Origin of the sequence: Bacillus sp. SN1 (assembly GCF_002796895.1) — a bacterium.
Taxonomy (GTDB): Bacteria; Bacillota; Bacilli; order Bacillales; family Bacillaceae; genus Bacillus; species Bacillus inaquosorum.
Map to the genome: position 1 here is coordinate 177,727 of NZ_PHIE01000002.1, position 26,846 is coordinate 204,572.

At 41.4% G+C, this 26,846-nt stretch carries 25 protein-coding genes and 4 pseudogenes; 26 read left to right on the forward strand and 3 right to left on the reverse strand.

Annotation, left to right across the window (positions count from 1 at the left end):
• Nucleotides 1-51: 51 nt before the first annotated feature.
• From CVV77_RS09630 to CVV77_RS09670, 9 genes and pseudogenes are all read left to right on the forward strand, one after another.
• A complete protein-coding gene (locus tag CVV77_RS09630; RefSeq protein WP_100275262.1) occupies nt 52-417 on the forward strand; it encodes a YwqH-like family protein in 366 nt (121 codons plus the stop codon).
• 11 nt (nt 418-428) lie between these two features.
• Nucleotides 429-698, forward strand: coding sequence for a YwqI/YxiC family protein (locus CVV77_RS09635; RefSeq protein ID WP_084994211.1), 270 nt, complete (start codon nt 429-431; stop codon nt 696-698).
• A 19-nt stretch (nt 699-717) separates the two neighbouring features.
• Nucleotides 718-2,415: a ribonuclease YeeF family protein gene (locus tag CVV77_RS09640; RefSeq protein WP_100275263.1), complete on the forward strand. Its 1,698-nt coding sequence runs from the start codon at nt 718-720 to the stop codon at nt 2,413-2,415.
• Nucleotides 2,416-2,427: 12 nt separating this feature from the next.
• Nucleotides 2,428-2,697 (forward strand): hypothetical protein, encoded by a 270-nt coding sequence (locus tag CVV77_RS09645; RefSeq protein ID WP_003236298.1) that lies wholly within the window; start codon nt 2,428-2,430, stop codon nt 2,695-2,697.
• A 19-nt stretch (nt 2,698-2,716) separates the two neighbouring features.
• The gene (locus CVV77_RS09650; RefSeq protein WP_003236295.1) at nt 2,717-2,968 is read left to right on the forward strand and encodes a hypothetical protein; all 252 of its coding nucleotides are present in this window, start codon (nt 2,717-2,719) and stop codon (nt 2,966-2,968) included.
• 127 nt (nt 2,969-3,095) lie between these two features.
• Nucleotides 3,096-3,458, forward strand: a pseudogene (locus CVV77_RS09655) (hypothetical protein).
• 420 nt (nt 3,459-3,878) lie between these two features.
• Complete coding sequence (gene bglP, locus CVV77_RS09660; RefSeq protein WP_100275264.1) at nt 3,879-5,708, forward strand: PTS beta-glucoside transporter subunit IIABC; 1,830 nt, start codon at nt 3,879-3,881, stop codon at nt 5,706-5,708.
• A gap of 22 nt (nt 5,709-5,730) precedes the next feature.
• Entirely contained in the window at nt 5,731-7,140 is a 1,410-nt protein-coding gene (gene bglH, locus CVV77_RS09665) for an aryl-phospho-beta-d-glucosidase (RefSeq protein WP_100275265.1), read from the forward strand.
• Nucleotides 7,141-7,242: 102 nt separating this feature from the next.
• A complete protein-coding gene (locus CVV77_RS09670; RefSeq protein ID WP_100275266.1) occupies nt 7,243-7,689 on the forward strand; it encodes a universal stress protein in 447 nt (148 codons plus the stop codon).
• Between the two features lie 273 nt (nt 7,690-7,962).
• Here CVV77_RS09670 and CVV77_RS09675 read toward each other — a convergent pair whose 3' ends face one another.
• Nucleotides 7,963-8,727: a TerC family protein gene (locus tag CVV77_RS09675; protein WP_100275267.1), complete on the reverse strand. Its 765-nt coding sequence runs from the start codon at nt 8,725-8,727 to the stop codon at nt 7,963-7,965.
• A gap of 661 nt (nt 8,728-9,388) precedes the next feature.
• On the opposite strand from CVV77_RS09675, the gene CVV77_RS22680 reads away from it, so the two are divergent.
• From CVV77_RS22680 to CVV77_RS09755, 16 genes and pseudogenes are all read left to right on the forward strand, one after another.
• The gene (locus tag CVV77_RS22680; protein WP_250622077.1) at nt 9,389-9,850 is read left to right on the forward strand and encodes an SDR family NAD(P)-dependent oxidoreductase; all 462 of its coding nucleotides are present in this window, start codon (nt 9,389-9,391) and stop codon (nt 9,848-9,850) included.
• Between the two features lie 67 nt (nt 9,851-9,917).
• A complete protein-coding gene (locus CVV77_RS09685; protein WP_100275268.1) occupies nt 9,918-10,853 on the forward strand; it encodes a DMT family transporter in 936 nt (311 codons plus the stop codon).
• Nucleotides 10,854-11,021: 168 nt separating this feature from the next.
• Nucleotides 11,022-18,044 (forward strand): tRNA nuclease WapA, encoded by a 7,023-nt coding sequence (gene wapA, locus CVV77_RS09690; RefSeq protein WP_100275269.1) that lies wholly within the window; start codon nt 11,022-11,024, stop codon nt 18,042-18,044.
• Between the two features lie 12 nt (nt 18,045-18,056).
• The gene (locus tag CVV77_RS09695; RefSeq protein WP_100275270.1) at nt 18,057-18,650 is read left to right on the forward strand and encodes a hypothetical protein; all 594 of its coding nucleotides are present in this window, start codon (nt 18,057-18,059) and stop codon (nt 18,648-18,650) included.
• A 254-nt stretch (nt 18,651-18,904) separates the two neighbouring features.
• On the forward strand, nt 18,905-19,321 hold the full coding sequence (locus tag CVV77_RS09700; RefSeq protein WP_069838393.1) for a YxiG family protein: 417 nt from the start codon (nt 18,905-18,907) through the stop codon (nt 19,319-19,321).
• Between the two features lie 119 nt (nt 19,322-19,440).
• Nucleotides 19,441-19,767, forward strand: a pseudogene (locus CVV77_RS09705) (DNA-binding protein); the annotation flags it as partial.
• A 72-nt stretch (nt 19,768-19,839) separates the two neighbouring features.
• Entirely contained in the window at nt 19,840-20,292 is a 453-nt protein-coding gene (locus CVV77_RS09710) for a hypothetical protein (protein ID WP_100275454.1), read from the forward strand.
• 17 nt (nt 20,293-20,309) lie between these two features.
• Nucleotides 20,310-20,783, forward strand: a complete 474-nt coding sequence (locus CVV77_RS09715; RefSeq protein WP_100275271.1) for a DUF2716 domain-containing protein — start codon at nt 20,310-20,312, stop codon at nt 20,781-20,783.
• A gap of 24 nt (nt 20,784-20,807) precedes the next feature.
• Nucleotides 20,808-21,566, forward strand: a complete 759-nt coding sequence (locus CVV77_RS09720) for a hypothetical protein (RefSeq protein ID WP_084992739.1) — start codon at nt 20,808-20,810, stop codon at nt 21,564-21,566.
• A gap of 30 nt (nt 21,567-21,596) precedes the next feature.
• Complete coding sequence (locus CVV77_RS09725) at nt 21,597-22,079, forward strand: hypothetical protein (RefSeq protein WP_084992741.1); 483 nt, start codon at nt 21,597-21,599, stop codon at nt 22,077-22,079.
• A 25-nt stretch (nt 22,080-22,104) separates the two neighbouring features.
• On the forward strand, nt 22,105-22,434 hold the full coding sequence (locus tag CVV77_RS09730; RefSeq protein WP_100275272.1) for a hypothetical protein: 330 nt from the start codon (nt 22,105-22,107) through the stop codon (nt 22,432-22,434).
• On the forward strand, nt 22,427-22,723 hold the full coding sequence (locus CVV77_RS09735; protein WP_019259904.1) for a YxiJ family protein: 297 nt from the start codon (nt 22,427-22,429) through the stop codon (nt 22,721-22,723). Before CVV77_RS09730 ends, CVV77_RS09735 begins: the two co-directional genes overlap by 8 nt.
• Before the next feature lie 13 nt (nt 22,724-22,736).
• Nucleotides 22,737-23,189 (forward strand): hypothetical protein, encoded by a 453-nt coding sequence (locus CVV77_RS09740; RefSeq protein ID WP_100275273.1) that lies wholly within the window; start codon nt 22,737-22,739, stop codon nt 23,187-23,189.
• Nucleotides 23,190-23,210: 21 nt separating this feature from the next.
• A pseudogene (locus CVV77_RS22375) lies at nt 23,211-23,327 on the forward strand (hypothetical protein); the annotation flags it as partial.
• Nucleotides 23,328-23,636: 309 nt separating this feature from the next.
• Nucleotides 23,637-23,917 (forward strand): annotated as a pseudogene (locus CVV77_RS09750) (DMT family transporter); the annotation flags it as partial.
• A 235-nt stretch (nt 23,918-24,152) separates the two neighbouring features.
• Nucleotides 24,153-24,587, forward strand: coding sequence for a hypothetical protein (locus CVV77_RS09755; protein WP_084995505.1), 435 nt, complete (start codon nt 24,153-24,155; stop codon nt 24,585-24,587).
• Nucleotides 24,588-24,605: 18 nt separating this feature from the next.
• Here CVV77_RS09755 and CVV77_RS09760 read toward each other — a convergent pair whose 3' ends face one another.
• Both CVV77_RS09760 and CVV77_RS09765 read right to left on the reverse strand, forming a co-directional pair.
• Nucleotides 24,606-25,163 carry a DUF2812 domain-containing protein gene (locus CVV77_RS09760; protein ID WP_084995508.1) on the reverse strand — a complete coding sequence of 186 codons (558 nt, stop codon included), beginning with the start codon at nt 25,161-25,163 and terminating at the stop codon, nt 24,606-24,608.
• A 2-nt stretch (nt 25,164-25,165) separates the two neighbouring features.
• Complete coding sequence (locus CVV77_RS09765; protein WP_100275274.1) at nt 25,166-25,501, reverse strand: helix-turn-helix transcriptional regulator; 336 nt, start codon at nt 25,499-25,501, stop codon at nt 25,166-25,168.
• Nucleotides 25,502-25,666: 165 nt separating this feature from the next.
• Here CVV77_RS09765 and CVV77_RS09770 point away from each other — a divergent pair, with 165 nt between their 5' ends.
• Entirely contained in the window at nt 25,667-26,815 is a 1,149-nt protein-coding gene (locus tag CVV77_RS09770) for a rhamnogalacturonan acetylesterase (RefSeq protein WP_100275275.1), read from the forward strand.
• Nucleotides 26,816-26,846: the final 31 nt, after the last annotated feature.

The window sequence follows — 26,846 nt, forward strand, 5'->3', positions numbered from 1 at the left end:
CTGTATTGTCAGGAATTGACACAGTTTGATAGAAACACGAGGTGTTGCGGCATGCATAGTGAAATGTTGTTACATTCGGTAAAAGCCGACTTACATGAAAAACAGGAACAAATCCATCAGTTAAAACGAGTGCTGCACGAAATCAGGCAAATCAAACACGAATTTTCAGAGGCCCAGCATCTCATTCACCGGCCTCATCTTAACCGGGAGGCATGGAGAGGAACACATGCTGAGCGGTTTGAAGATATTCGTGAAGGAATGAACAAAGCATATCGTCAAATCAAAAGCGAACAGGTCAGCAGAATCATCGAAAGCATAGAAGGAAAAATCCATTCATTAGAGGGCGACGTATATTCCATAAGACGCCAAATCACGAGAATAGAGCATGAAATAGAGAAGGAAAAACATAAAAAGTGAGGTGAACAAAAATGGCTCACGAAATTAAAATGGTATATGGCACGGTTAAGCAAGGGCTTTCTCAGCTCAAGAATTCAGCTGAACTCAAATCCTCCTTGCCCGGTCATATCTCAGGCAGGAACCATTTGAATGTGGTGAAGTCCATCGAGCAATTAAATGAGGACATCAAAGAGCTCACTGAAGCATATGCGTCCGTTCTGGCCAAGCATATTGCACAAACGGAAAGTGCAGTAAATGCCATGAAGGAAACGGATGAAAACATATCATCTTCCATGAAATAAAGCGCGGGAGGACAAGGGATTGAAAACATTAGATGTCCACGCTCTTCACGAGGGCATTCAGCATACGATTGAGAAACTGGACAAGCAAAAACAGCAGCTGGAGAAGCTGGAAAAAAGCGTTGAGCATCTGGCAGGCATGAAGGATGCGCTAAAAGGAAAAGGCGGAGATGCGATCCGGACTTTTTACGAGGAGTGCCACAAGCCTTTTCTCCTTTTCTTTGGCATGTTTATCGACGAATACAAAAAAGTGCTGAAACAAACACAGCACGGGATTGCCTCTGTAGAATCTGACTCCCACGGCATGATCGCAGAGGCTTTTCTCTCACACGACGCGAGACACGGGGTCAAGCATGCACGGGAAGTGACAGAACAGCTCACAGACGCAGTGAATCGCCAGACATCAGCCATTGATCACATCGTCAGCCTACCCACAGTCAATGATACCTTTTTCCGGTTGGAAACAGAACAGGCTGAGCGACTGATTTCGGACACCCTGAATAAGCTCTTTCAATTTGACGGCCAGCAAACCCAAGCACTGGAAACTGCAAAATCAGATTTTCAAACGATGAAAAAATATATCGATCAGCTCGAAACCATGTACACAGGGCCGAAAATTGAAATTACAGGTTATAAAAGCGGCTCGATTTTGAAATCACAGGAAGAAGAAAAGATCAACCAAACCTTCGGCGGCATAAACTCGCAAATGAAGCAGGCGGATGATTCACCGATGGAGTTGATGTTGAAAAAGCTGGAGAAACATAAGCAGTCCAACGTTGATACCGTGATGAAGGATGACAAGCAACAGAAGATCGAGCGTGAGATTCATGCTGATGACAGAAACGTAACGGTATTACAGAAAGAAGCAGCAGCCCACCCGAAAGTCTATGGAGACATACGGGTGATAAATGATAAACTATATAATCATAAAGGATTAAAAAAGATAGATACGATAGAAGTGATTGACGAACTAACTCGCGATACTGCAAGCATCGACTACGTCGGCGGCAAATATTATGTATATAAAAATGGCCAGATCGTAAGAGAATTCTACGCTGGAGGGAAAAAGCGGCTAGAAGAAGTGTCTTACATACCAGAGGATAAAGTAGGCGGAGCTAAGTCACTGGATTCATTTTTGGCTGGAACGCAGTATGAATTTGTTGAGTGGGTAAGTCCTCAGGGCGCTATTAAAAAATTGGCGGTCCGAGGCGGGAAGCGTGTTGTCACAGATGTGGCTAAACATGTTGCGAAGAAGGAAGTTAAGGAGGATGTTGGAAAGGCAGTTTCAAAGTATACTGGAAAGTATTCCACAAGTATCGATCATAAAGTTAAGGTAATTAAAAAACAAAACTTACAAGATTGGATCAGTGATTCGTTTACTGATGGTCATTATAGAACTGTAATTACAGAAGAGAATATAAATTTTTATAGAACCTTTGGCGGAAGTGCAAGAATTAATGGTTCATTTGTTACTACTAGTCCTGCTGGAAATAGAATCAATGCAAAAATAAATACAGCTTTAGTTCCTGATTGGAAAAATTCAAGAGAGTATGAAGCGGTAATAGAAGTTCCTAAAGGGCAAATACTAAATATCGGTAGAGTTGAAAAGCAATACACGAAAACAGGAACATTACTAAAAGGTGAAGGGGATCAAATACTCCTGCCAAAAGATTGGCCGTCAGAATGGATAAAGGAGATAAGAAAAGTTCCAAGTCGATAAGGAGGATAAAAGTTGAATAACAAAGAAAAATTAACTATACAAGTAGAAAAAGTAATAAGTAAACTGGAAAGTGATTATAATAGTGAAATAAATAATGGTATTTATCAACTGTTATATAAAAGATATAAAAATGCATTAGATATATTGGAGAAAAATAAAGATATTAGAGAAATTAACATTATTGGTGGTGTTAGGGGTTATATGGATAGTTTTAATGACTATGAAAATCCATTACTTGAGGAATTGTATAAAGCGGAAAAAATATTAAAAGAGTTATTGTGAAATTTAATTAAGAAAAACAATGGCTACATACATTTTATTACTAAAAGAATATGAAGATGATGAAAGTGTGGTTTACAAATTCGGGCCTAATGAAAATACTATGGGCAAAATTAAATTAAATAAAATAACTAGGAAGTTTTCAGAGTTAGAAGAAATTCCTAATAAAGATCTCCCGTCAACATTTTATTTTGATCGAGCTGCACAAAGATTAGCAGTTTGTTTAGTAAGAGAAGGCGGCGTATTTCCAGAAAAAACAGCTTTTGAGTCTTAGCATATGATAAAACCTTGATTGGCAAAACGTCTTTCAAGGTTTTAATGTATTAAACAATACTCTATTTTGCATTCAATATAATAAAAAAACAAAGAGGTTCTATAATATTTAATCCCCTGTTAAGGGAATTGATCCACATATTGAAGAGGAAGTGATCCAATCCTCGAAGTTGAAGGTATTGAATTTACAGGTTTTTCATCTATTTGCCCTTATGAAATTGAAATTTGGAAAAAATATATCGTATTGGTTGTTTTTACGATTGGATGAGTTAATTATTCGTGAAAATATAGAAGGAATAAAAGATTTAAAACGAAATGGCTTAGGATATCAATATTATATAAGGGGGGTTTTACAAGAGGATTCAATTGATGCAGGAATAGTTCTTACTGATGAAGATGAGTATTTTTCAGAATACCCTCATTTGATTGGGGAAAATGTGGAGATAAAGGTTGACAGGATAAGCATAGAATTTTTAAGAGAATCTGTTTAAGGAATTTAGAAAAAGAAGGAGATTTAATAGCTTTTGTAAAAGGAGCTTTACATGCATATTTGGAAACCAATCTAGTTGAAAGCTATCCAGAACCTCTTGTGGTAGAGCTAGATAAATTAGAAACAATGTTATTTAAATAGTAAAATATTCAAGTTTAACACCAAAAATGAAAGCGTTGACATCATATAAATCTAGTGCTAAAGTATACCTACAAACAAATAAAACGACCCGTCAGGATTGTTACTGCGAAAGCAGGCAAAACCTAAATGATGCAGGTGCAGGAGGAGACTCTCGCAATCTGTGTCATTTAGGTTTTTTTATTCTCTTTTAGGAGGTGATGCGGCATTTGATACAAAAAAAGCTGGTGAAAGGCGGCCACCTTTCATCCAGCAGTCCCCCTCATAAAAAGGAGGTATACACATGGATTATGATAAATTATCGAAAGACATATTACAACTCGTAGGCGGTGAAGAAAACGTTCAGCGTGTGATTCACTGTATGACGAGGCTGCGTTTTAATCTTCATGACAACTCGAAGGCGGATCGAAGCCAATTGGAGCAGCTGCCGGGTGTGATGGGCACCAATATCAGCGGCGAACAGTTTCAAATTATTATCGGGAACGATGTGCCGAAGGTGTATCAGGCGATGCTGAAGCACAGCAACCTCAGTGATGAGAAGAGCGCTGGTTCATCATCTCAGAAAAAGAATGTGCTGAGTGCGGTTTTTGATGTGATTTCTGGTGTATTTACCCCGATCCTGCCGGCGATTGCGGGAGCGGGAATGATCAAAGGGCTTGTTGCGCTGGCAGTTACGTTTGGCTGGATGGCGGAGAAGAGCCAGGTTCATGTCATTTTGACGGCTGTCGGTGACGGCGCATTCTACTTCCTGCCGCTCCTGCTCGCGATGAGTGCGGCGAGAAAATTCGGAAGCAATCCATACGTAGCGGCAGCCATTGCGGCGGCGATTCTGCATCCGGAATTGACGGCTCTGCTTGGTTCAGGGAAACCGATTTCCTTTATCGGGCTTCCTGTAACCGCTGCCACTTATTCTTCAACCGTTATTCCGATTTTGCTGGCGATTTGGATTGCTTCGTACGTGGAAAAATGGATTGACCGTTTCACACACGCGTCTCTCAAATTGATTGTAGTTCCGACATTCACATTATTGATTGTCGTGCCGCTGACATTGATTACAGTCGGTCCGCTCGGAGCTATTTTAGGAGAATACTTGTCTGCTGGGGTCAATTATTTGTTTGATCATGCAGGGCTTGTGGCGATGATTTTGCTTGCGGGAACGTTCTCTTTAATCATTATGACGGGCATGCATTATGCCTTTGTGCCGATTATGATCAACAACATTGCTCAAAATGGCCACGATTATTTACTGCCGGCTATGTTTTTGGCGAATATGGGGCAGGCCGGAGCATCATTTGCCGTTTTCCTTCGCTCCAGAAACAAAAAGTTTAAATCACTTGCGCTTACCACGAGTATTACTGCGCTGATGGGGATTACAGAACCTGCGATGTACGGCGTGAATATGCGATTGAAAAAGCCGTTTGCGGCCGCTTTGCTTGGCGGTGCAGCCGGTGGCGCTTTTTACGGCGTGACGGGTGTTGCTTCCTATATCGTCGGAGGGAATGCAGGTCTGCCGAGCATCCCTGTCTTTATCGGCCCAACGTTTATTTACGCGATGATCGGTCTTGTGATTGCTTTCGCGGCGGGAACAGCGGCTGCGTATTTGCTTGGATTCGAGGATGTGCCTTCTGACGGCAGCCAGCAGCCGGCTGTGCATGAGGGCAGCGGAGAAATCATTCACAGCCCGATTAAAGGAGAAGTGAAAGCATTAAGTGAAGTCAATGACGGAGTGTTTTCTGCCGGGATCATGGGAAAAGGGTTTGCCATTGAGCCTGAAGAAGGAGAAGTTGTCTCACCTGTTCATGGAAGCGTTACCACCATTTTTAAAACAAAACATGCAATTGGCATTACGAGTGATCAGGGAGCTGAAATCCTCATACACATTGGATTGGACACGGTGAAGCTGGAGGGACAATGGTTCACGGCTCACGTCAAAGAAGGCGACAAGGTCGCACCGGGAGATCGGCTTGTGTCCTTTGATCTGGAACAAATCAAAGCTGCGGGATATGACGTCATTACTCCGGTGATCGTGACCAACACAGACCAATATTCGTTTTCGCCGGTGAAAGAAATCGGCAAAGTGCAGACAAAAGAAGCGCTGCTAGCTTTATCTTAATAAAACTGATGGGGTGATCAATATGAGTTCAAATGCAAAGAGATTTCCAGAAGGATTTTTATGGGGCGGCGCAGTTGCTGCCAACCAAGTGGAAGGTGCTTATAACGAGGGCGGAAAGGGGCTTTCGACAGCTGATGTATCACCAAACGGCATCATGTCTCCATTTGATGAATCGATGACTTCTTTAAATCTGTATCATACCGGAATTGATTTTTACCATCGTTATAAAGAGGACATTGCCTTGTTTGCAGAAATGGGATTTAAGGCGTTCCGCACATCGATAGCGTGGACAAGAATTTTTCCGAATGGCGATGAAGAGGAGCCGAATGAAGAAGGCCTCAAATTTTATGACGATCTGTTTGATGAGCTGTTAAAGCATCATATTGAGCCTGTAGTCACCATATCTCATTATGAAATGCCGCTCGGTTTAGTGAAACATTATGGCGGCTGGAAGAATCGCAAAGTCATAGAGTTCTATGAACGCTATGCCAAAACTGTTTTCAAACGCTATCAGCACAAAGTGAAGTATTGGATGACGTTCAATGAAATTAACGTGGTACTCCATGCGCCGTTTACTGGCGGCGGCCTTGTCTTTGAAGAAGGAGAAAATCAATTAAACGCAATGTACCAGGCGGCACACCACCAGTTTGTGGCCAGTGCTCTTGCTGTCAAAGCGGGACACGAGATCATTCCTGATTCGAAAATTGGCTGTATGATTGCAGCTACGACAACCTACCCGATGACATCTAAGCCGGAGGATGTCTTCGCGGCACTGGAGAATGAGCGCAAAACACTTTTCTTCTCAGATGTGCAGGCACGAGGCGCGTACCCGGGATATATGAAGCGCTTCCTGGCAGAAAACAATATTAAAATTGAAATGGCTGAAGGCGATGAAGAGATCTTGAAAGAACATACGGTGGATTACATCGGATTCAGCTACTACATGTCGATGGCGGCAAGTACTGATCCTGAAGATCTTGCAAAATCAGGCGGCAACCTGCTGGGCGGAGTCAAAAACCCTTATTTGACATCATCAGAATGGGGCTGGCAGATTGATCCGAAAGGCTTGCGCATCACGCTCAACACCTTATACGACCGTTATCAGAAGCCGCTGTTCATCGTGGAAAACGGCCTTGGCGCTGTGGACAAAGTTGACGAGGACGGCACGATCCAGGACGATTACAGAATCAACTATCTGCGAGAACATTTAATTGAAGCACGGGAAGCTATTGCTGACGGCGTTGATTTAATCGGCTACACATCATGGGGGCCAATTGACCTTGTCAGTGCATCCACTGCGGAAATGAAAAAGCGCTATGGCTACATTTATGTTGATCGGGACAATGAAGGAAACGGAACATTAAACCGTATCAAGAAAAAAAGCTTCAGCTGGTATCAGCAGGTCATCGCCACAAACGGAGAGAGTCTCTGACAACTTTTTGAAGTCTCGTGCGCTTCAATTGACAATAAGCGGAAGCAGGCGGACAATAAAAGAGAAAGATGAACCACCCACAGTCCGAAAGGCGGGAAGAGCATGTTTAACAAAATGTTAGTTGCGATTGACGGATCAGACATGAGTGCAAAAGCGCTTGATGCCGCAGTGCATCTGGCCAAAGAACAGCAGGCGGAACTAAGCATCCTTCATGTGGGGAGAGAAGCCGTCGTCACGACTTCTTCTCTGACGGGAATTGTCTATGTGCCTGAACATTTTATTGATGAAATCAGGGATGAGGTTAAAAAAGAAGGCATGAAAATCCTTGAGAAGGCAAAAGAAAATGCAGCCGAGAACGGTGTTCAAGCTGAAATCATTTACGCGAATGGCGAGCCGGCGCACGAGATCCTAAATCACGCAAAAGAGAAAGGCGTCAGCCTGATCGTAGTCGGCAGCCGGGGCATCAGCGGCCTGAAAGAAATGATGCTTGGAAGCGTCAGCCATAAAATTTCTCAATTATCAACTTGCCCGGTTTTAATTGTTCGATAGATAAAAATTCAAATATCTGATATGGCGAATGGCCAGCATTCGAGACTTACTGTATTTAAATAGCTAGAAGAGAGTTTGCTTTTCCACAATTTCGTAAACTGTTCATTAAACACAATCTTTTAAAAATTTGTTTTTATTATAACAACAATATCCAAAAGAGGCGCCCCCCTTGATCAGTAAGGGATGACGCCTCTATCTTGTTTGGTTTCAAATATATGTTTAGATGCCCCAATATACTTTCCAGTTTTCTATTCATTGTTGCTTTTTATATCTTTATTTCGTTGCTGATTTATTGGCCGGCGCAAACCAGCCGAATAAAGCAATGGCCACTAATACGCCATAGAAGATTAGCGTCCAGGTGGTGCTGTGTGGAAAGTGATGGTCCAGGATTCCAATATCCTCATGGGCAAGGGTAATGACCACCAGTTTGACACCGACCCAGGCCACAATGGCATATGCGGTTGTTTCCAGTGCAGGGCGCTGATTAAGAAGTTTTACAAACCAAGTTGCTGCAAACTTAATCAGGATAAGGCCGGCAATCCCACCTAGGACAACAACAATAAATTGTCCTCCATCCATGCCGCCGAAATCATCAAGTGGTGAATCCGGAAGCCCGAGAGCTAAAGCAACCGCAGCCAGAATCGAATCAATGGCAAAAGCGAGGTCCGCTAAAGCAATTTTCCCGACTGTGGGCCAGAAACCTTTCCCGGCAGCCTCCTCTTTGTCCTCCTCATGAATATTCTCACTTTTTTTTCCGAAACGGGCCTTAATCACATGCTTTAAGCCCAGGTATAGAAGATACGCTGCTCCTATCGCCTGAATCTGCCAGACATTTGCGATAAACGAAATGGCAAAAAGCGCCGCAAACCGGAAGGCAAATGCCATTATGATTCCATAATTTATCGCTTTTTTTTTCTGATCATTGGGTAAATGCTTGGCGATAACTGCCAATACAAGGGCATTGTCAGCCGATAGCAGTCCTTCTAATCCGATTAAGATTAACAATGTCCAGGCATATTCCAGCCAGATAGACTCCATCAACATCTTTCCTTTCTAAAACGTAAAGTGTGCCGTAAAAGTTTTGATATCAACAGTATTACCCTTCTCATTTATAGTTAACTCTATTGAGTAGGTTGGTATTTCTTGGGTTGCTGTTTCTTGTTAACAAAAAAATTCACCTGGAAGGGCATTTTTGAACAGATATAGATGTAAAAAATCATCTGCTCATTTCATCGTGCACCTGCAGCTTGAACCATAATGATCTCTCTCCTTAAAAAGCAAATGAGTTTTTTGGCAATTTCCTGTATGATAAAAATATGGAAAATGGAGGATGGAACGTAATGCTAAATTATATGAACAAACTATAGTATGCAAGATTATGTAAAATTAACAAAATGAAAAAAGCAGATTTGTAAAATGGCGAAAAAAAATATAATGATTACTGGGGCAAATAGCGGAACGGCAATCGGCTTTTTGGCGGTAAATAATTTTTAGCGGACGGTTTTCGGATCGTTGGAGTAGATATTCATACGAGTAAAATGTCAGAATTTATAGTAAACAGTGACTTCCACATGGAAAAAGCAGACTTGTCTGATGTCCAGCAGGCGGAATTTTTGATGCCAAAGCTTGAACATAGCCCATTGATTCCGGACATCTTAATCAACGTAGCAGGAATAAGGGAAATCACCCCTGTTCTAGAATGATCAGCCGAATCATTCAAATAGTCATATACATTAATCTCACAGCAGCCTTTATTCTTTCCCGGGATGCGGCAAGGCTGTGGTCTACGCTGGGAAAACGAGGCTGTATGATCAATATTGCCTCTGTGTCCGGGCTGATGGCAGAGCCTGTGCGGGCTGCCTATGTGTCTTCCAAGCATGCGGTCATCGGACTGACAAAGCAGTTCGCTATGGAATTCGGGTCAAAGGGAATCAGGGTGAATAGCATTTCACCCGGCGTGATCCAAACAGAATTGACGGAAGAGTATTTTCAAGACGATGAAATGGTTCAGCTGATCAAAGATAATCATGCCCTCCATACGTGGGGGCAGCCGAGGGATATCGTTTCCTGTATGAAGTATTTGGCTTCAGATGAGGCGCACTTTATTACAGGCTCAAACTTTGTCATAGACGGCGGCTGGACGGCCGGCAAGAAACTATAATAAAGGGAAAAGTACCTTGCAGTTGGGGTGCTTTTCCATATACATAACTGGAGGTAGAATACATTTGATGCAGCAAGTTCTCTCAATCACACCAAAACAAAAATCAACAGCCATAATCAAAATGGTCATCTCCATGGTGATTTTCGGTTCCATCGGCTTTTTCTCAGAGCATACCAATCTGCCGTCATTTGAATTGGTATTTGTCCGCTGCCTTTGCGCGACGCTATTTTTAAGCTTTTGCTGGCTGGCGTCCGGCCAGTATAAAACGGAAAAATGGAGTAAGAGAGAAGTGCTGCAAACATTGGCGTGCGGTTTCTTTCTTGTATTCAACTGGGTCTTCTTATTTAAGTCTTTTGAAGAAACATCCGTTACGATCGCCATCTCCGTTTATCACCTTGCCCCGGTGCTTGTTCTTCTCCTGGGGAGCATCATCTATAGAGAGAAATTACATGTCATCTCCGTCAGCTCCATTATTATCTGTTTTCTGGGAACTGCGCTGATTTCTGGGATTAACGGCAGTACTTCATTTACACAGCTGATGGGATCAGGAATCATTTGGGCAGTTCTCGCCGCACTGTTTTATGCGTTCACAACTTTATTGGGAAAAGGCATTCACAACCTCAGCCCATACACGACCACCTTCTTGCAAACCGGTTTAGGGGTCATCATCCTGATTCCGTTTATTCATTTTGGTGCTTTTGCCCATCTGTCTCAAGGGAACTGGATCATGGTGGTATCTACCGGTATCATCCATACGGGCATCGTGTATTTACTGTTTTTTGATAGTTTGCGATTTTTATCAACGAAGTTTATTTCAATCATTGTCTTCCTTGATCCTGCTGTCGCGATCGTTCTCGATACCGTCTTCACAGGCTTCCGCCCTGACCTCTATCAAACACTGGGCATCGTGATGATCTTTGCGGGCATGGCTTTGACGCTTGTCAGGAGGCAGGGGAAGGCGGATCTGGCGGCTGAGGGTAAGGATATTGAACAAATTCAATAAAGATAGAAAAATGTAAAAAGGCCTAAGCGGCCTTTTTTGTTTTTGGGTCAATTTACTCTGGTTAATTCTTAAAATAAGATAAAATTTCTAGAAAAATATTGAAATAACATTTCATGATCATTAAGATTATTTGTTGAATATTACTTTTATTACAAAAGGAGAGAGGAAATGAAAAAAAGAAAGAGGCAGAACTTTAAAAGGTTCATTGCAGTATTTTTAGTGTTGGCTTTAATGATTTCATTATTGCCGGCAGATGTACTGGCAAAAACCACAGAAGAAGAGACTGGAAATCGTATTGTTGCCGATGATCCAGAAGAAACTCCTCGGAATGAACAAACTGAGGAAGCCGTACCTTTTGATCCAAAAGATATAAACAAAGAGGGTGAGATCACCTCAGAAAGAACAGAAAATACAAAGCTGTATTATGAAGGCGACGGTGTCTATAAACAGGAAGTATACCTTGATCCCATTCATACAAAGGAAACACCGAATGCTGACTGGGAAGACATTTCTCCTGAGTTAAAAGAATCGACAAGCAAACAAGTCGAGACAGAGAATGCCATTTTGAATTCAGATTTTCAAAAGCAAATGAAGAACGGGCTTTATGCGACTTTTGAGCATAATGACCATAAGGTTACATATTCACTTGTAGAAGCAAAAGGCCCAAATAAAACTTCACTTACTCCGAAAGATACCTCAGCAGATTATAAGACTGACAGTAATGAGATTGTTTATCCGGATGTTTTTCCGAATATTGATCTTCAGACTTTCACATTCAATGAAAACATAAAAGAAGATTTAGTCCTTCATCAATATGATGGGTACAACACATTTACATTTCAGTTGAAAACCGATTTGCAGGCTAAAGAACAAGAGGATGGATCCATTGATTTTTCTGATGAAAAAGGCAAAGTTGTTTTTTCTGTGCCTAAGCCTTTTATGACGGATTCAAAGTTAGATGAACTTTCCGGCGAGGTTGAAAGGTCGGACAAAGTCAGCTATAAGCTGGAAAAGAATGAAGAAGGGTATTTGCTTCATCTCACGGCAGACGAGAACTGGCTGAAGGATCCAGGACGCGTATATCCGGTATCTATCGACCCGTCAACATCTTTATCTGTTTCATCAGATACGTTTGTCATGAGTGCCTATCCGACAACGAACTACTCGGCGTCCTCTCAAAAGTGGGATGCTAACTTAAAGTCTTATGTGCTGAAAACGGGCTACTATGACAAAACAACAGGCACAAACTATGCGTTCATGAAATTTAACAACCTAAAACCAATTCAAAATATGACTGTCACCAAAGCTACATTAAAAACATACGTCGCCCATTCCTATTATGGAACAAAGGCAACCGGTCTTTGGCTAGATACAGTTAACAGCAATTATGATAATGCAAAAGTGACATGGAACACCAAACCGGCATCTAAAAATATCGGAAAAGCCGATGTCCATAAAGGACAGTGGGCAAGTTACGATGTGACCGCCGCTGTAAAGTCATGGAACTCTGGCGGGGCCAACTATGGATTTAAGCTTCATACAAACGGAAACGGCAAGGAATATTGGAAAAAACTGATTTCATCAGCGAACTCCGCCAATAAACCGTATATTGAAGTGACGTATACCATTCCAAAGGGAAACACACCTACAATTAAAGCCTATCACAACGGCGATTCCACTGGTTATTTCGATATCAGCTGGAAAAAGGTTGAAGGTGCGAAAGGGTATAAAGTATGGATTTACAATGGTAAAGAATATCAAGCAATCTCTGCAGGAAACGTCACGTCGTGGAGCACAAAAGGAAAAAAGATCTGGCCTACGAGCGCAGAAATTGCTTCCAAGCGATATAAACTGCATTTGGACGGCAAGGACGGAGCTGAATTGGCATTAGATCCATCCCCGGTCTATAAGAATTCCGGCGGAAGCTATGCCACAAGCAAAAACTATTGGATCGGCGTCAGTGCAATATTTGATCAGGGAGAAGGCGCGATGTCCGCACCGGCAAAGCCCGTTATCCCTAATGTAGGAAAAGCACAAGCACCGTCCACCAAGGGCTATAATAATGGGAATGCCACAGGGTACTTTGATCTTTCTTGGAAAGCTGTATCAGGAGCCACCGGCTATAAAGTTCAGGTGTTCAATGGGAAAGGCTTTGAGACACTTGATCTAGGAAATCAGACGTCTTGGACCACCAAAGGGAAAAAGATCTGGCCGACAAGTGCTGAAATTAAAGCGGGAAAATATGCTCTTCATCTAAAAGACGGAAACGGAGCAGAGCTGCCAATCAATCCCGGCCCAACTTATAAAAACGCCGGAGGAGACGGAGCCAAAAAAAATTACTCGTTTAAATTGATCGCATATAACAAAGACGGCGAAGCCATTGCATCACCAGTTGCTAACCCGACACTTCCTGATATCGCTAAGCCGAAAAATGTAACTGGCTATTTGTATACAAACACAAAATCAAGTCAAACGGGCTATGTGAATTTAATATGGGAAAAGGTTCAAAATGCGAAAGGTTATAAAGTTAACATCTATAACGGTAAAGAATATCAGTCCTTTGATGTTGGTAACGTGGATCATTGGACAACCCAAAATAAAAACATTTGGCCGACTTCTGAGGAAATCAAAGCCGGAAGCTATAAGCTGCATACAGATGGAAAAGGCGGAGAATTAGCTCTTGATCCGTCACCTGTCTATAACAATGCAAATGGGAATTACAAAGGGAAGAAGAATTATTCTTTCACTCTTGTCGCCTATGATGCGAATGGTGAAACGATTCCGACGGCTCCCTTTAACCCAACGTTCCATGAAGGCGCAGAATTCCTTGGAACAGAAGAATACTGGTCTATCATTGATATCCCAAGCGGCCAGTTAAATGGTGCGACAGGCAATGTTATTGTGAGTGAAGAAGACCTGTCAATTGACGGGCGCGGACCGGGACTTGGCTTATCGAGAACCTACAACAGTCTTGACAGCTCTGATCACTTATTTGGACAAGGCTGGTATGCTGATGCTGAAACATCTGTTATCCCGACGGACGGCGGGGCAATGTATATTGATGAAGACGCTACTACACATCGATTTACTAAAAAAGCCGATGGCACATATCAGCCGCCGACCGGTGTCTATCTTGAATTAACAGAAACAGCTGACCAGTTCATATTAAAAACAAAGGATCAAACCAACGTTTATTTTAATAAAAAAGGCGGCAAGCTTCAAAAGGTAGTGGATGGCCACAACAATGCAACTGTCTACACATACAATGACAAAAATCAACTGACAGCCATTACAGATGCATCAGGCCGCAAGCTCACACTCACATATGATGAAAACGGTCATGTGACTTCCATCACCGGACCTAAAAATAAGAAAGTAACCTACTCATATGAGAATGATTTGCTGAAGAAAGTCACTGATACAGACGGGACTGTCACAAGCTATGACTATGATGGGGAAGGGCGCCTTGTCAAACAATATTCAGCCAACAGTACCGAAGCAAAGCCTGTCTTTACCGAATATCAGTATAGCGGACACCGTCTCGAAAAAGCGATCAACGCTAAAAAAGAAACATATGTCTATAGCTATGATGCTGATAAAAAGACGCTTCTCATGACACAGCCAAATGGCCGGAAGGTACAGTATGGCTATAATGAAGCGGGAAATCCCATTCAGGTCATTGATGATGCGGAAGGGCTAAAAATTACAACAAATACAAAATATGAAGGCAATAATGTCGTAGAAGATGTAGATCCAAACGATGTGGGAACCGGAAAAGCAACGGAAAGCTATCAATATGACAAAGATGGCAACGTTACATCGGTTAAAGACGCATATGGAACTGAGACATACGAATACAACAAAAACAACGATGTCACAAAGATGAAGGATACCGAGGGGAATGTCACGGATATTGCCTATGACGGACTGGATGCTGTTTCCGAAACCGATCAGAGCGGAAAATCATCTTCAGCAGCTGTTTATGATAAATACGGAAATCAGATTCAATCCAGCAAAGATTTATCAGCCTCAACCAATATTCTGAAAGATGGAAGCTTTGAAGCGCAGAAATCCGGCTGGAATCTGACTGCATCTAAAGATAGCGGCAAAATCTCAGTGATTGCCGATAAAAGCGGAGTTCTATCTGGATCAAAGGCATTGGAAGTCTTGAGTCAATCAACGTCTGCTGGAACAGATCTCGGGTATTCGTCAGCGACACAAACAGTTGAACTGGAGCCGAATACAACCTATACATTAAGCGGGAAAATCAAAACGGATCTAGCGAAATCAAGAGCCTACTTTAACATTGATTTGCGAGACAAAGATCAAAAACGAATTCAATGGATTCACAATGAATATAGTGCATTAGCCGGAAACAATGACTGGACAAAACGGCAAATCACTTTTACGACTCCAGCAAATGCAGGAAAAGCTGTTGTGTATATGGAAGTCGATCATAAAGATAAAGATGGCAAAGGAAAAGCATGGTTCGATGAAGTCCAGCTGGAAAAAGGCGAAGTATCATCAAGCTATAACCCAGTTCAAAACAGCAGTTTCACAGCAGTAACGGAAAGCTGGAGTGCAAGCGGGGCATCCGTTGATTCTGAAGAAGGCTTTAATGATGATGTATCATTAAAAGCTGCCCGGACCAGTGCGTCCCAAGCCGGATCAGTAACAAAACAAACCGTTGTTTTAGGGCAAAGCGCAAATGACAAACCGGTTTATCTCACACTGACAGGAATGTCGAAAGCAAGCAGTGTCAAATTTACAGATGAAAAAGACTATTCTTTGCAGGCTAATGTCACTTATGCGGACGGCAGCACAGGCGTCTACAATGCGAAATTCCCTTCTGGAACACAGGAATGGAACCGCGCAGCTGTGGTTATACCAAAAACAAAGCCGATTAATAAAGTCGATATCAGCATACTGTTCCAAAAGAGCGCAACAGGAACCGCGTGGTTTGATGATATCCGTTTGATTGAAGGAAGCCTTCTAACAAAAAGCACGTATGACAGTAATGGTAACTATGTGACCAAGGAAGAAGATGAACTAGGATACTCTACTTCAACTGATTACGATGAAACTGGTAAGAAAACAGCTGAAACGGATGCTAAAGGTGAAAAAACAACCTATACGTATGATCAGGCAGACCAATTGACAAACATGACGCTCTCCAACGGCACGTCTATCCTTCACAGCTATGATAAGGAAGGCAATGAGGTAAGCAAAACCATCCGGGCGGGAGCAGATCAAACCTATAAATATGAATATGATGTCATGGGCAAGCTTGTCAAAACAACTGACCCTCTCGGCAATGTGCTAGCAAGCGAATATGATGCCAACAGCAACCTGACCAAAACCATTTCACCGAATGGCAACGAAGTGTCTCTTTCTTATGATGGAACAGACCGGGTGAAATCAAAATCGTATAACGGTACAGAAAAATACAATTTCACGTATGACAAAAATGGAAATGAAACGTCGGTTGTCAATAAAGAGCAGAACACCACAAAGAAACGGACATTTGACAACAAAAACCGCTTAACCGAACTGACAGACCGCGGCGGCAGCCAAACTTGGACATATCCTAGTGACTCCGATAAGCTGAAAACCTTCTCGTGGACTCATGGGGACCAAAAAGGAACGAATCAATTTACGTATAACAAACTTGATCAAATGGTTGAGATGAAAGACAGTACATCTTCCTATTCATTTGATTATGATGAAAATGGCAACGTCCAAACCTTTATTACGGGCAACGGCGGCGGAACAAGTTTTTCATATGATGAAAGAAATCTTGTAAGCTCGCTGCATATCGGCGACAAAAATGGCGGAAGCATTCTGACGGAAAGCTATGAATACGACGCCAATGGCAATCGCACAACGATAAACAGCTCAGCAAGCGGCAAGGTGCAATATGAGTATGGAAAGCTGAACCAGCTTATCAAAGAAACTCATGAAGATGGTACTGTCATTGAATACACATATGATGGATTCGGAAACCGGAAAACCGTTACAACTGTAAAAGACGGTTCAAGCAAAACGGTGAACGCTTCCTTCAACATCATGAACCAGCTGACAAAAGTCAATGATGAAAGCATCTCTTACGATAAAAACGGCAACCGTACATCTGACGGCAAATTCGCATATACGTGGGATGCAGAAGATAACCTGACAGCCGTTACAAAAAAAGGCGAAGACAAACCATTCGCAACATATAAGTATGATGAAAAAGGAAACAGAATCCAAAAAACTGTCAACGGAAACGTCACGAACTACTTCTATGACGGAGACAGCCTAAACGTCTTGTATGAAACAGACGCAGACAACAAGGTCACAAAATCATACACGTACGGTGACAGCGGCCAGCTGTTATCCTACACAGAGAATGGCAAGAAATATTTCTATCACTACAACGCACACGGCGACGTCATCGCGATCTCAGACAGCACTGGAAAAACCGTTGCCACATATCAGTACGACGCATGGGGAAATCCAACAAAAACCGAAGCAAGTGAAGAAGTAAAAGACAACCGCTACCGCTACGCAGGCTACCAATACGACGAAGAAACCGGTCTGTACTATCTCATGGCCCGCTACTACGAGCCAAGAAACGGCGTGTTCCTATCGCTCGATCCAGACCCGGGCAGCGACGGTGATTCACTGGATCAGAATGGGTATGCTTATGGAAATAATAACCCTGTGATGAATGTTGATCCGGACGGGCATTGGGTATGGCTTGTAGTAAATGCCGGGTTTGCAGCCTATGATGGATATAAGGCATATAAATCAGGTAAAGGGTGGAAAGGTGTTGCTTGGGCGGCTGCTTCTAACTTTGGGCCTGGGAAGATATTTAAGGGTGCTAGTCGGGTTTATAAAGCTGCTAAAACTTATAAGCTCTCTAGAAAGAGTGTGAGAGCTAGAAGAGCATACTCTAGTTATAGAGATATAACTAAAAAAACCTCTAGATTCAACAATTATTCTACTAATGTAAGAAGAAGAACTTTTGAAAAAAATTTAAGAAGACAAGGATGGAGAAAATCAGTTCATCATGGTGGTGTTATCACTATGACAAAAAACGGAAATAAGTATTCTATAAGGAAACATGCTAAGTCAAGTCCTTATCCAACCGCAGAATATACGCCTAAAGGAAGAAAAAAATTCACACACAAAATCAGAATGCGACATTAAAGGAGAAAAAAGATGAATCGCTATTTTATTAATCATCCTAAGGAGTTAAAAGTTTATCAATCCATAATTAATTCCTTATGTCACGTAGATCAAACATTGCCTGAACAAGTTTTTAAACAAAGGAAAAATTATTATTTATTCGAGGAATTTCATTGGGTATTATCTGAAGAAAGTTGGGAAATGTTAAAGAGTTTGGCTAATGATCATCAAGATGAGTTTATATTAATGGCGGTTCTAGATAGTCCTGAACATATAAACCAATTTTATGAAGAAAATGAGTATTCAAACTGGATAAAGATTCCTTTAAATATAACTGCAGATGAATATCTTTCAATCTTAACAGATTATCCAAAGAACAGTAAAAATGACTGTATAATGAATATTGCATCTCGTGTTGTTTGGGCTTCACCGACTTTAAAGTGGGCGATTTATGGAGAGAGAGAATTTGAAATCTGTATTCTAGGTATTGATCATAAGAGTTTAGGAAAAAAGCTAGAAACTTGGAGATCTTTAGATGACGTTGTCTTAGATTGGATATCAGTTGTATTTCCAAATCAGACAGTTCCAGTTGAATTTGAAAAAAAGCTTACGCAACATTACAAATAAGTATAAGTAGCATACTTTTGATAACTCCCACTCCCGGTGGGGTATGGTAGAGTCAATTGATATCATCTACCTATTCTAGGCGGAAATGATTTGAGAGATTCTCCAGATGATTATTTGCATCCAACAGATGATTTAAATGAGGATAAAACAATATACAGTGTAATATATTTTGGGCTTGATGAGAAATTATGATTATCATCAAGCCCCCTTTTATATACGGATTTGTTGATATATAAACAGAGATTAATTAGGAGATGACAATGTACAAAACAATTAATGAATGGGTTGATTACATAGATGAGGGGTGCAGTGTCCTTCATTTAGATTTTAATGTGTTTAAAAAAGAGCTCTCACTTAATATCAAGGTTTTTGAAAGTGAAGCTGAATATACGCATAAAATAGTATTTCAAAATGTGGCATCCGCTTATTATAGTGCAGATGTTGGCGACATGAGATTGGAAAAAATAGATCCGGAAGAATACAATTGGCAAGTATTTGAGATGAGTTATCATCCAGAAGGAATCGGGAATCTATCAAATTCTATAATTCCGGAGTATCAATCAAATGCTAACTTTCTTATTGACATGAACAGAATGCTGATTGCTATAGAAGCTGAAACAGTTCGCTTTGATGATCAATCGTTTTATGCATACCAATTAAACACTAAATGATATAAGACTGAATTGGAAAGTAGCTTTATATCAAAACGATTAATGAAACTAGGCTGTCCGTTACTAATAGCTAATAAATGCATAATTATCACTTCATTTCTAACCTAGGAGCATAACAAATGAAAAAATTAAAAATGAATAAAATCATCAACACGGACACCCAAGATTGTTTTTTCCATGCTGATCCACTGGGGCGTGTCTACATTGGAAAAGGTGTGAAAGGTGATGTGACCATTTCAATCTATGATCCTTCCGGTGATATTCGGGATTTTAGAGTGAAAGAGCAGATTGCATATAGCGATATTCAGCTCTTCCAACAATGTGCAGATGGCTATGTCTTCGTTTATTACGAATCGTATGAGCCGAAGGTAAAGGTTTTTTCAGAAGAGGGAAGGGTGAAAAGTGCTTTTCACTTGCCTTCAGGGGTTTCCTGCTGTCTTTTGGATGAGAAACAACAGCTTTGGGTCGGTTTATGTGATGAAGGGATTTACCATGATGAGAATCCTGACGGCCATAGTGTGTGGTGTTTTACGTTAGATGGTCAGCAGAAGGAAATACATATTGATAGAAAGCTCGAAGAAATGGATGCGCCGGCTGTAGATGATTGTTATGGACTTGCAGAAAAAAACGGCTTGATTTATATGCTGTATTACGGAGATGCAGTCATTGCCGCATTTGATGAAACGGTCGTGAGACGAGTGTGGATTCTGTCGGATGAGGCACCTAAATCAGAAGCACTTGATCAGCTCACAGTATCTAAAGAAGGTTTTTGGATCGGGACGGTCAACTGTTACAGAGCAGACCTTAAGCCGTCTCTTTATTTGATTTCTACCGATGTGAGTCAAGAGATGGAAGAGATAACATGCTGTGATTCGAACGGTGAAGCCCTAGACGTTCAACAGCTGAAATTGACAAGTAACGCTGTTTACGCAGTAGCCTCTTCTGGTGTTTATAAGCAGGATATCCAATAAGGTGTAGGGATGAGATCATGATGAATTGGCACGCTTTAAGTCAGACAAAACAAGACAGCATCTGGTCAGAAGTGAACAAGCTCATAAAATGGAAGCCCGGAAGCAGATTTCATCACATCATCCCGCCTGATCCATATCGAGTGTTTGATATCTCAAGCGCGAGTCATAATGATGTGAGCGGAGTGCTGAATGATTTAGAGACTTCGATTTTAAAAGCATTTCAATCATGTACTGGAAAGCACGATGTGATGTACGCATTAGACTGGCAGCATGACGGATATATCTTTAGCCCTCATCAGACAATGCCTAAGGATGAATTTGGCGAATGGCCTGTTCCGGTATTTCCAAATGGAGACTATTATTTCTTTTTTCATCAGGACCTTTCCTGGGGACTTTTGGGAGACCCGTGGAAATGTACAATCACTGTGTTTGGTGAAGAATTATTGAAGGCGATAGATAAATATCCGCCTATCCTGTTTCAAAATAGATGAGTGTTCTGAAAAACGAGGTGAAACATGGGCTTTTGGGAAGAGAAATATAAGAATAAAAAGATATTCGTAAGTGATGATGGTTTGGATATTTGTCACGACGCCATCGAAGATTTTCACGCTGTGTTCCTTGAACAATTGGATCGCAAGCCTACTCTAAATGAATTTGTTTATACTCTCTTTCAGGTATTAAACTCAGACGGCGATTCATTTTTTAAAGAATTAGAAGGAAAACAAGTCACCGATATCAACCTAAAGATGAAAAAAAGAACTACTTTAAGTGAAGTTAGGCCTGGTGTTGTCATTGAAATCCCTTTAAAGCAAATCAATCAGTTTACATATGCATTAGTGGTAAAAGGAGATTTGGCAGCAGATAAAAATGATGATGTTCTCATTCAGTATTTTGATATTTTTACAGAGGATCACTTGAGTAAAGATGACATTTTTCTCATGATGGCAGAAAAGCAAAGAGCCCTTTTTATTGCGAATACAGGATATACAGGCTTTCTTCAGGGGAACTGGAAGGTTGTTTCCAAGGTGCCGATAGATCTGATGAAGAAATTTGATCATTCTGCTATAACGTTTGTCATGTATGAGGATGGAAAGTATCTCATTAGCCAAGACGATTCATTAGCGGCAGAGAGTGATTTAATAGAAGTTGACAAAAAACAGGGGAAGACCTATAGCAATCCAATTGGGCTATTTGGTCATTTGAGTATTGAGGATGTCCTAAATCAATATTTCAAGGGAACCACGATGGAGGAATTGATCAAGTATGAGTTGTAAAAAGGGACTTTTATTGGGGGAGAGGTACATATGAGCAGGTATTGTCTGGAATATGCTGATTCTGATCTTTTTCTTTTAAATGATTTTTTCAAACAATTCCCTCTCCCTATCACTGAGTATAATTGGGTCATTGGCGATATTTTGAATATGATGGATTTATCCGAGGATAAGAATCATTGGAACGATATCATTGGCGAGCGTGAAGACTATCTTTTTATCACAGGTGAGGAATTTCATCGTATATTAAATGAATTTGAGATTTATGTGATATTTTCTATTTTAACTGCTGTGCCTAAAGAGACGATACCGTACGATTTAACACGCGTTCCGTTTGTTGATGGGAATGCTGACTTTTATGAAGATGACTATATCTCCCCTGTGAAAGAATGTGTTTTTGAAGTCGGTTTTTTTGATTCATCCGATCTTATTTTTACAGTTAATGAAGAAGGAATAGAAAGGATGTTAAAGGCTGCATTCCCTGATTTGAAGCCTTACTGTGAGTATGGAGTATAGGAAAGCGTCAACGGAGGAATCAAAATTGGCAACTGAATTGAATATTTCTGGAGTTTCTCCAATTTTGTTACAGCATATCAAGAAATGGCGTCTTTATCGAGAAACAGATAGAGACGCCATTTATACGATTGAGTTAGCAGTTGTTTATCATTTCCGTTCAATTATTTTTACATTCAAAGACGTTTCAGCCGTTACGATACGAGATTTGGAAACCCTAAAGGACATGTCTGATGTCTTTCTCCGTATTAAACCGCAGCCGCAAGGCATCTACCTTGTGGAAGAATGGGAGGAGGAGACGTTTCGCTTTTATTGCCGGAAATATGAGATGACAGAAGAGAGAGGATCACGTGTTTGAAAAACTGAGAAAAAGACAGCAAGAGCTTGAAGAAAAGCCGTATCCTGATGAATTGTACGGCTTTGAAGCGGAAATGAATGAGTTTTTTATGCTTGTTGATGGCAGTTTGGATTATGTGCTGGCAAATAAAAGGATGCCCCGGCATCAGCGGCGTTCGTTGGAGAAAAGCTTTTTTGAGCTGTATCCTGAAATACAGCCGGATATGATCAAAAACGATACTGATTTGTATCATTACATTCTCTTGTATGACCAAGTCAGACAAGAGATTTGCGTTGCGCTGTCCAACTAATAAGGAGGATTTTATGGAAATAACCTCTATAAGCAGTATTGGTAATTTGGACATGATCGATCTTAAGACTGACCAAACCGTTACATCATGCGAACTTGAAGATGCTGAGTCTTTTTATCGTTTTTGGCAGGTGCTTGCCTATGAGCGAATCATGATACAGGTGATAACGGGGGGTTCATTTATAGAAGACCTGTCAGAGTTTTTCAAAGGCTATGCTTACAAAGTGACGAAGCTGGCGAAAAGGCAATTTCATTTCCAATGCGTAGTACATGAAACAGACTGGGGCATTGCAGGTTATCTCTTTCTGCTAGCTTCCATCAATGATGATGTTTTTCTGATCACTGATCCTCAACTGGATAAAAGCTATTTTGCAGAAGGGAAACTCCAATGTCTCACGGACTCAGGCGAACGGATCATGTGGTTTGAACACGATGCTGTAGACATCTATATGGTTGGCGGTAACTAAAAATAGGGGAAATCCATTTGAATATCACAATACGAGAAATTGAAAAAGCATCATGCGGATACAGGTCCATTTACATTAAACGAGTTTTCTCTCTACATGAAAGAAGATGATCAATATATTCATATTCATGTGTTTGAATTAACACTATCTGCTCAAACCTGTGACATTCATTTGCGGTTTGAAGACATCGGTGCATCGAAGCTGGATGATCTTGAATCTATCGATTCGGTTGAATTGGAGATTTTACCGACTGACGATCAATGGGAAAGACTCCGTTATTATGTGTATGACGAAGAAGACCAAATAAGCTTCTATTGCGGAGGTTGAGATGTGATCAAGTGTGACAAGAAGTCACACTGATTTTCCCCCTTTTGCTTGAGACTCCCCACCTCATTTTTATTCTTCAACGCAATTTTTTTTCTGCCTTCAGCCATCATAAAGAAACAATCACCGAGGAACTGGATCATGGTGGTGTCTACCGGTATCATCCATACTGTTATTGTCTATTTGCTGTTTTTTGACAGTTTGCGATTCTTATCAAAAAAATTATTTCAATTATTGTCTTCCTCGACCCGGCTGTCGCAATCGTACTCGATACCGTCTTTACGGGTTTCCACCCAGACCTCTATCAAACACTAGGCATCGTAATGATCTTTGCGGGCATGGCTTTGACGCTTGTCAGGAGACAGGGGAAGGCGGATGTGGTTGCTGAGAATTCTCAAATGTAAAGAATATCGAATGATAAAAGCAGCTGTCGAAGGCAGCTGCTTTTGTTTTATTTCCAAACATTCTCAAGTAGAACAGGAAATGAATCTAAAGAAACGAGTCTTTAGTCATTATGTATGTGAGATGCATGATAAATCGCCATAATTTAGTATTTTAGAAGGATGCATCATCTTCTAATCATGATTATCATATTTAAAGATGATAAAAGAACTATACGAGAGCGGGAGGAATTACATAATGAAAAAGAAATTGATCATGGCATTCGCATCTTTTGTTATCGCTTTGACAAGCTTTACAGCTATAGATCTTGCTGATAACAAAGCTCAAGCAAAAGATTGGGTGAAAAGAGGCAGTATTTGGACTACCCATTACCATTCAGGCTCATTCAAAAACTATACGTACTCACCTACATTTCAGATTTTTTATTCAGGTCAAGGAACGAATGCAAGCATTAATGCAAAAGGATCTGGAAGCGGGAACATAAAAGCCGAGATGCAACAGAAGACAAGTAAAGGGTGGAAAACTATTAAAACTTTTTATGCAAAGAAAAAGGGTTATACCAACTTGAGCTACAGTAAAGCATCTAAGAGCTATAAAACAAAATACAGATTTAAATTCAGTAATACAGGAACTAAAAAAACGATTAATTATACATTCGCTTCTCTATATTAAAAAGCAAAACCCCAGCCTTCACTCAAGGTTGGGGTTTCTTCGTTTGACTCGCCAAATTCTAAAGACAGCGGCTGCGTAAGTAAGGGTAGCCGGAATAGTGATGGCGATGAGAAAGATAAAAAGGATGTGTATGGTGTTATTAAGTATGGAAGCTTCAGCAGAAATAAGCATACTCCTGATGACAGTGAAAGCTGCAGTAAGACAGAGCATAAACAATGTGATATAGCGAAGGGTATATTCACTTTGTTTGTATTTATCAATCATGGTGGAACGGTCGGAGTAAATCGGCTTCGTTCCGGGTACGGCGGCAAAGATATGTGTGGTGTATTCAGAACAAACATGCTCCCATCCGGCATTTTCGAATATTTCAAGGTACTCATCCATGCTGTCATCATCGACGGCATGATAGTCTAAGCTGTAGATCAACTTCCGCGGCTCAGCTTTTCTAAGCTTATACCCCATAAACGCAAAAGAATCGAGCACCCATCCTTTGCTGGCCATATCACTTAGTCTCTTCATATCCTTTTCTTCTGAAAACGCCAATCCTTCAGACATCATATATTTTTTCTGTTTCATGATTAATCCCCTTTCAATTGTTGAAAAGCGCGTTCCCCGTGTTCAGCCATCACTTTTCTGCGCTGAATTTCTTTTTTGAGTAATTCTTGGCCGTGCAAGGTGGTTTGGTACACTTTGCGGCGCGGGTTTTCATTGTTGACAAGCTCAATGATTTCTTCTTGCAGTAATTTCTTTAACAATGTATATAAGGTAGCTGGGCCGATCGTGAAGGAGTCATCGGTCATGTCCTGAATCTCCTGCATGATCGAATATCCGTGCTTTGGTTCCAGCAATGTTAAGACAATATAATAGGCTGGATCAGTAAGCTGATCCATTTCCTGCGGACGTTGCTTTGGCAAGTGGTCACCTCATTTCCTATATCAATAAATGATATATCACTTATTGATATAATAAAATCTTCCTTTTCATTTGTCAACGCAATTTTTTTCTGCCTTCAGCCATCATAAAGAAACAATCACCGAGTATGCATTAATGTATGCGTTTTCATAGAGGGGGGTTTCTTGATGAAAAAATGGATAGCGGCGGGTTTTGCGATGATGTTGATGCTGGGGTTTGGCGGGATTGAGAGTATGAAAGCTGCGGAGCCGAAGGTGTATCAGTTTGATTTTGGAAGTGGTTCGGTTGAGCCTGGTTACATAGGTGTTAGGGCATCTGACCGCTATGATCTGTCAAAGGGCTATGGTTTTCAAACACCGGAGAATATAAAGAATGTGGCGGCGTCCGGGACTGGTGTGAAGAGTGATGCGGTCCAATTTTTGACGTATGGGACGAAAAGCGGCAATACGTTTAATGTGGATCTTCCGAACGGTCTTTACGAGGTGAAGGTGACGCTTGGCAATACAGCAAGGGCCAGTGTGGCAGCGGAGGGTGTGTTTCAGGTCATCAATATGACAGGTGACGGTGCGGAGGATACGTTCCAAATTCCTGTCACCGACGGGCAACTGAATCTGCTGGTGACAGAGGGGAAGGCAGGCACCGCTTTTACACTCAGCGCTTTGAAAATCAAGAAATTGTCTGATCAGCCGGTGACGAATCGAACCATCTATGTCGGCGGCGATTCGACGGTGTGCAATTATTATCCGCTCAACAGCAGCAAGCAGGCGGGCTGGGGGCAGATGCTACCTCACTATATCGATAAGCATATCTTTCAAGTGAGAAACATGGCGTCTGGCGGGCAGATCGCGAGAGGGTTTCGAAATGACGGTCAGCTCGAGGCGATCTTGAAGTACATCAAACCGGGTGATTATTTTATCTTGCAGCTGGGCATTAATGACACAAATCCGAAGCATAATGAATCCGAAGCGGAGTTTAAGGAGATTATGCGTGATATGATCCGTCAGGTGAAAGCGAAGGGTGCGGAAGTCATCCTATCAACACCACAGGGCCGGGCGACAGATTTTACTTCTGAAGGCATCCATACGTCTGTAAACCGATGGTACAGGGCTTCTATTTTGGCTTTAGCCGAAGAGGAAAAAACGCACCTCATTGACTTGAATGTCCTCAGCTCGGCGTACTTTACATCAATCGGTCCGGAAAAAACACTCGCGTTATACATGGACGGAGATACGCTGCATCCGAACCGCGCGGGAGCCGACGCACTGGCGCGACTGGCTGTTGAGGAGTTAAAACGCCAGGGAATCGATGGCTTTTAACACGTCATTTTTCGGCAAAACACATATGCCT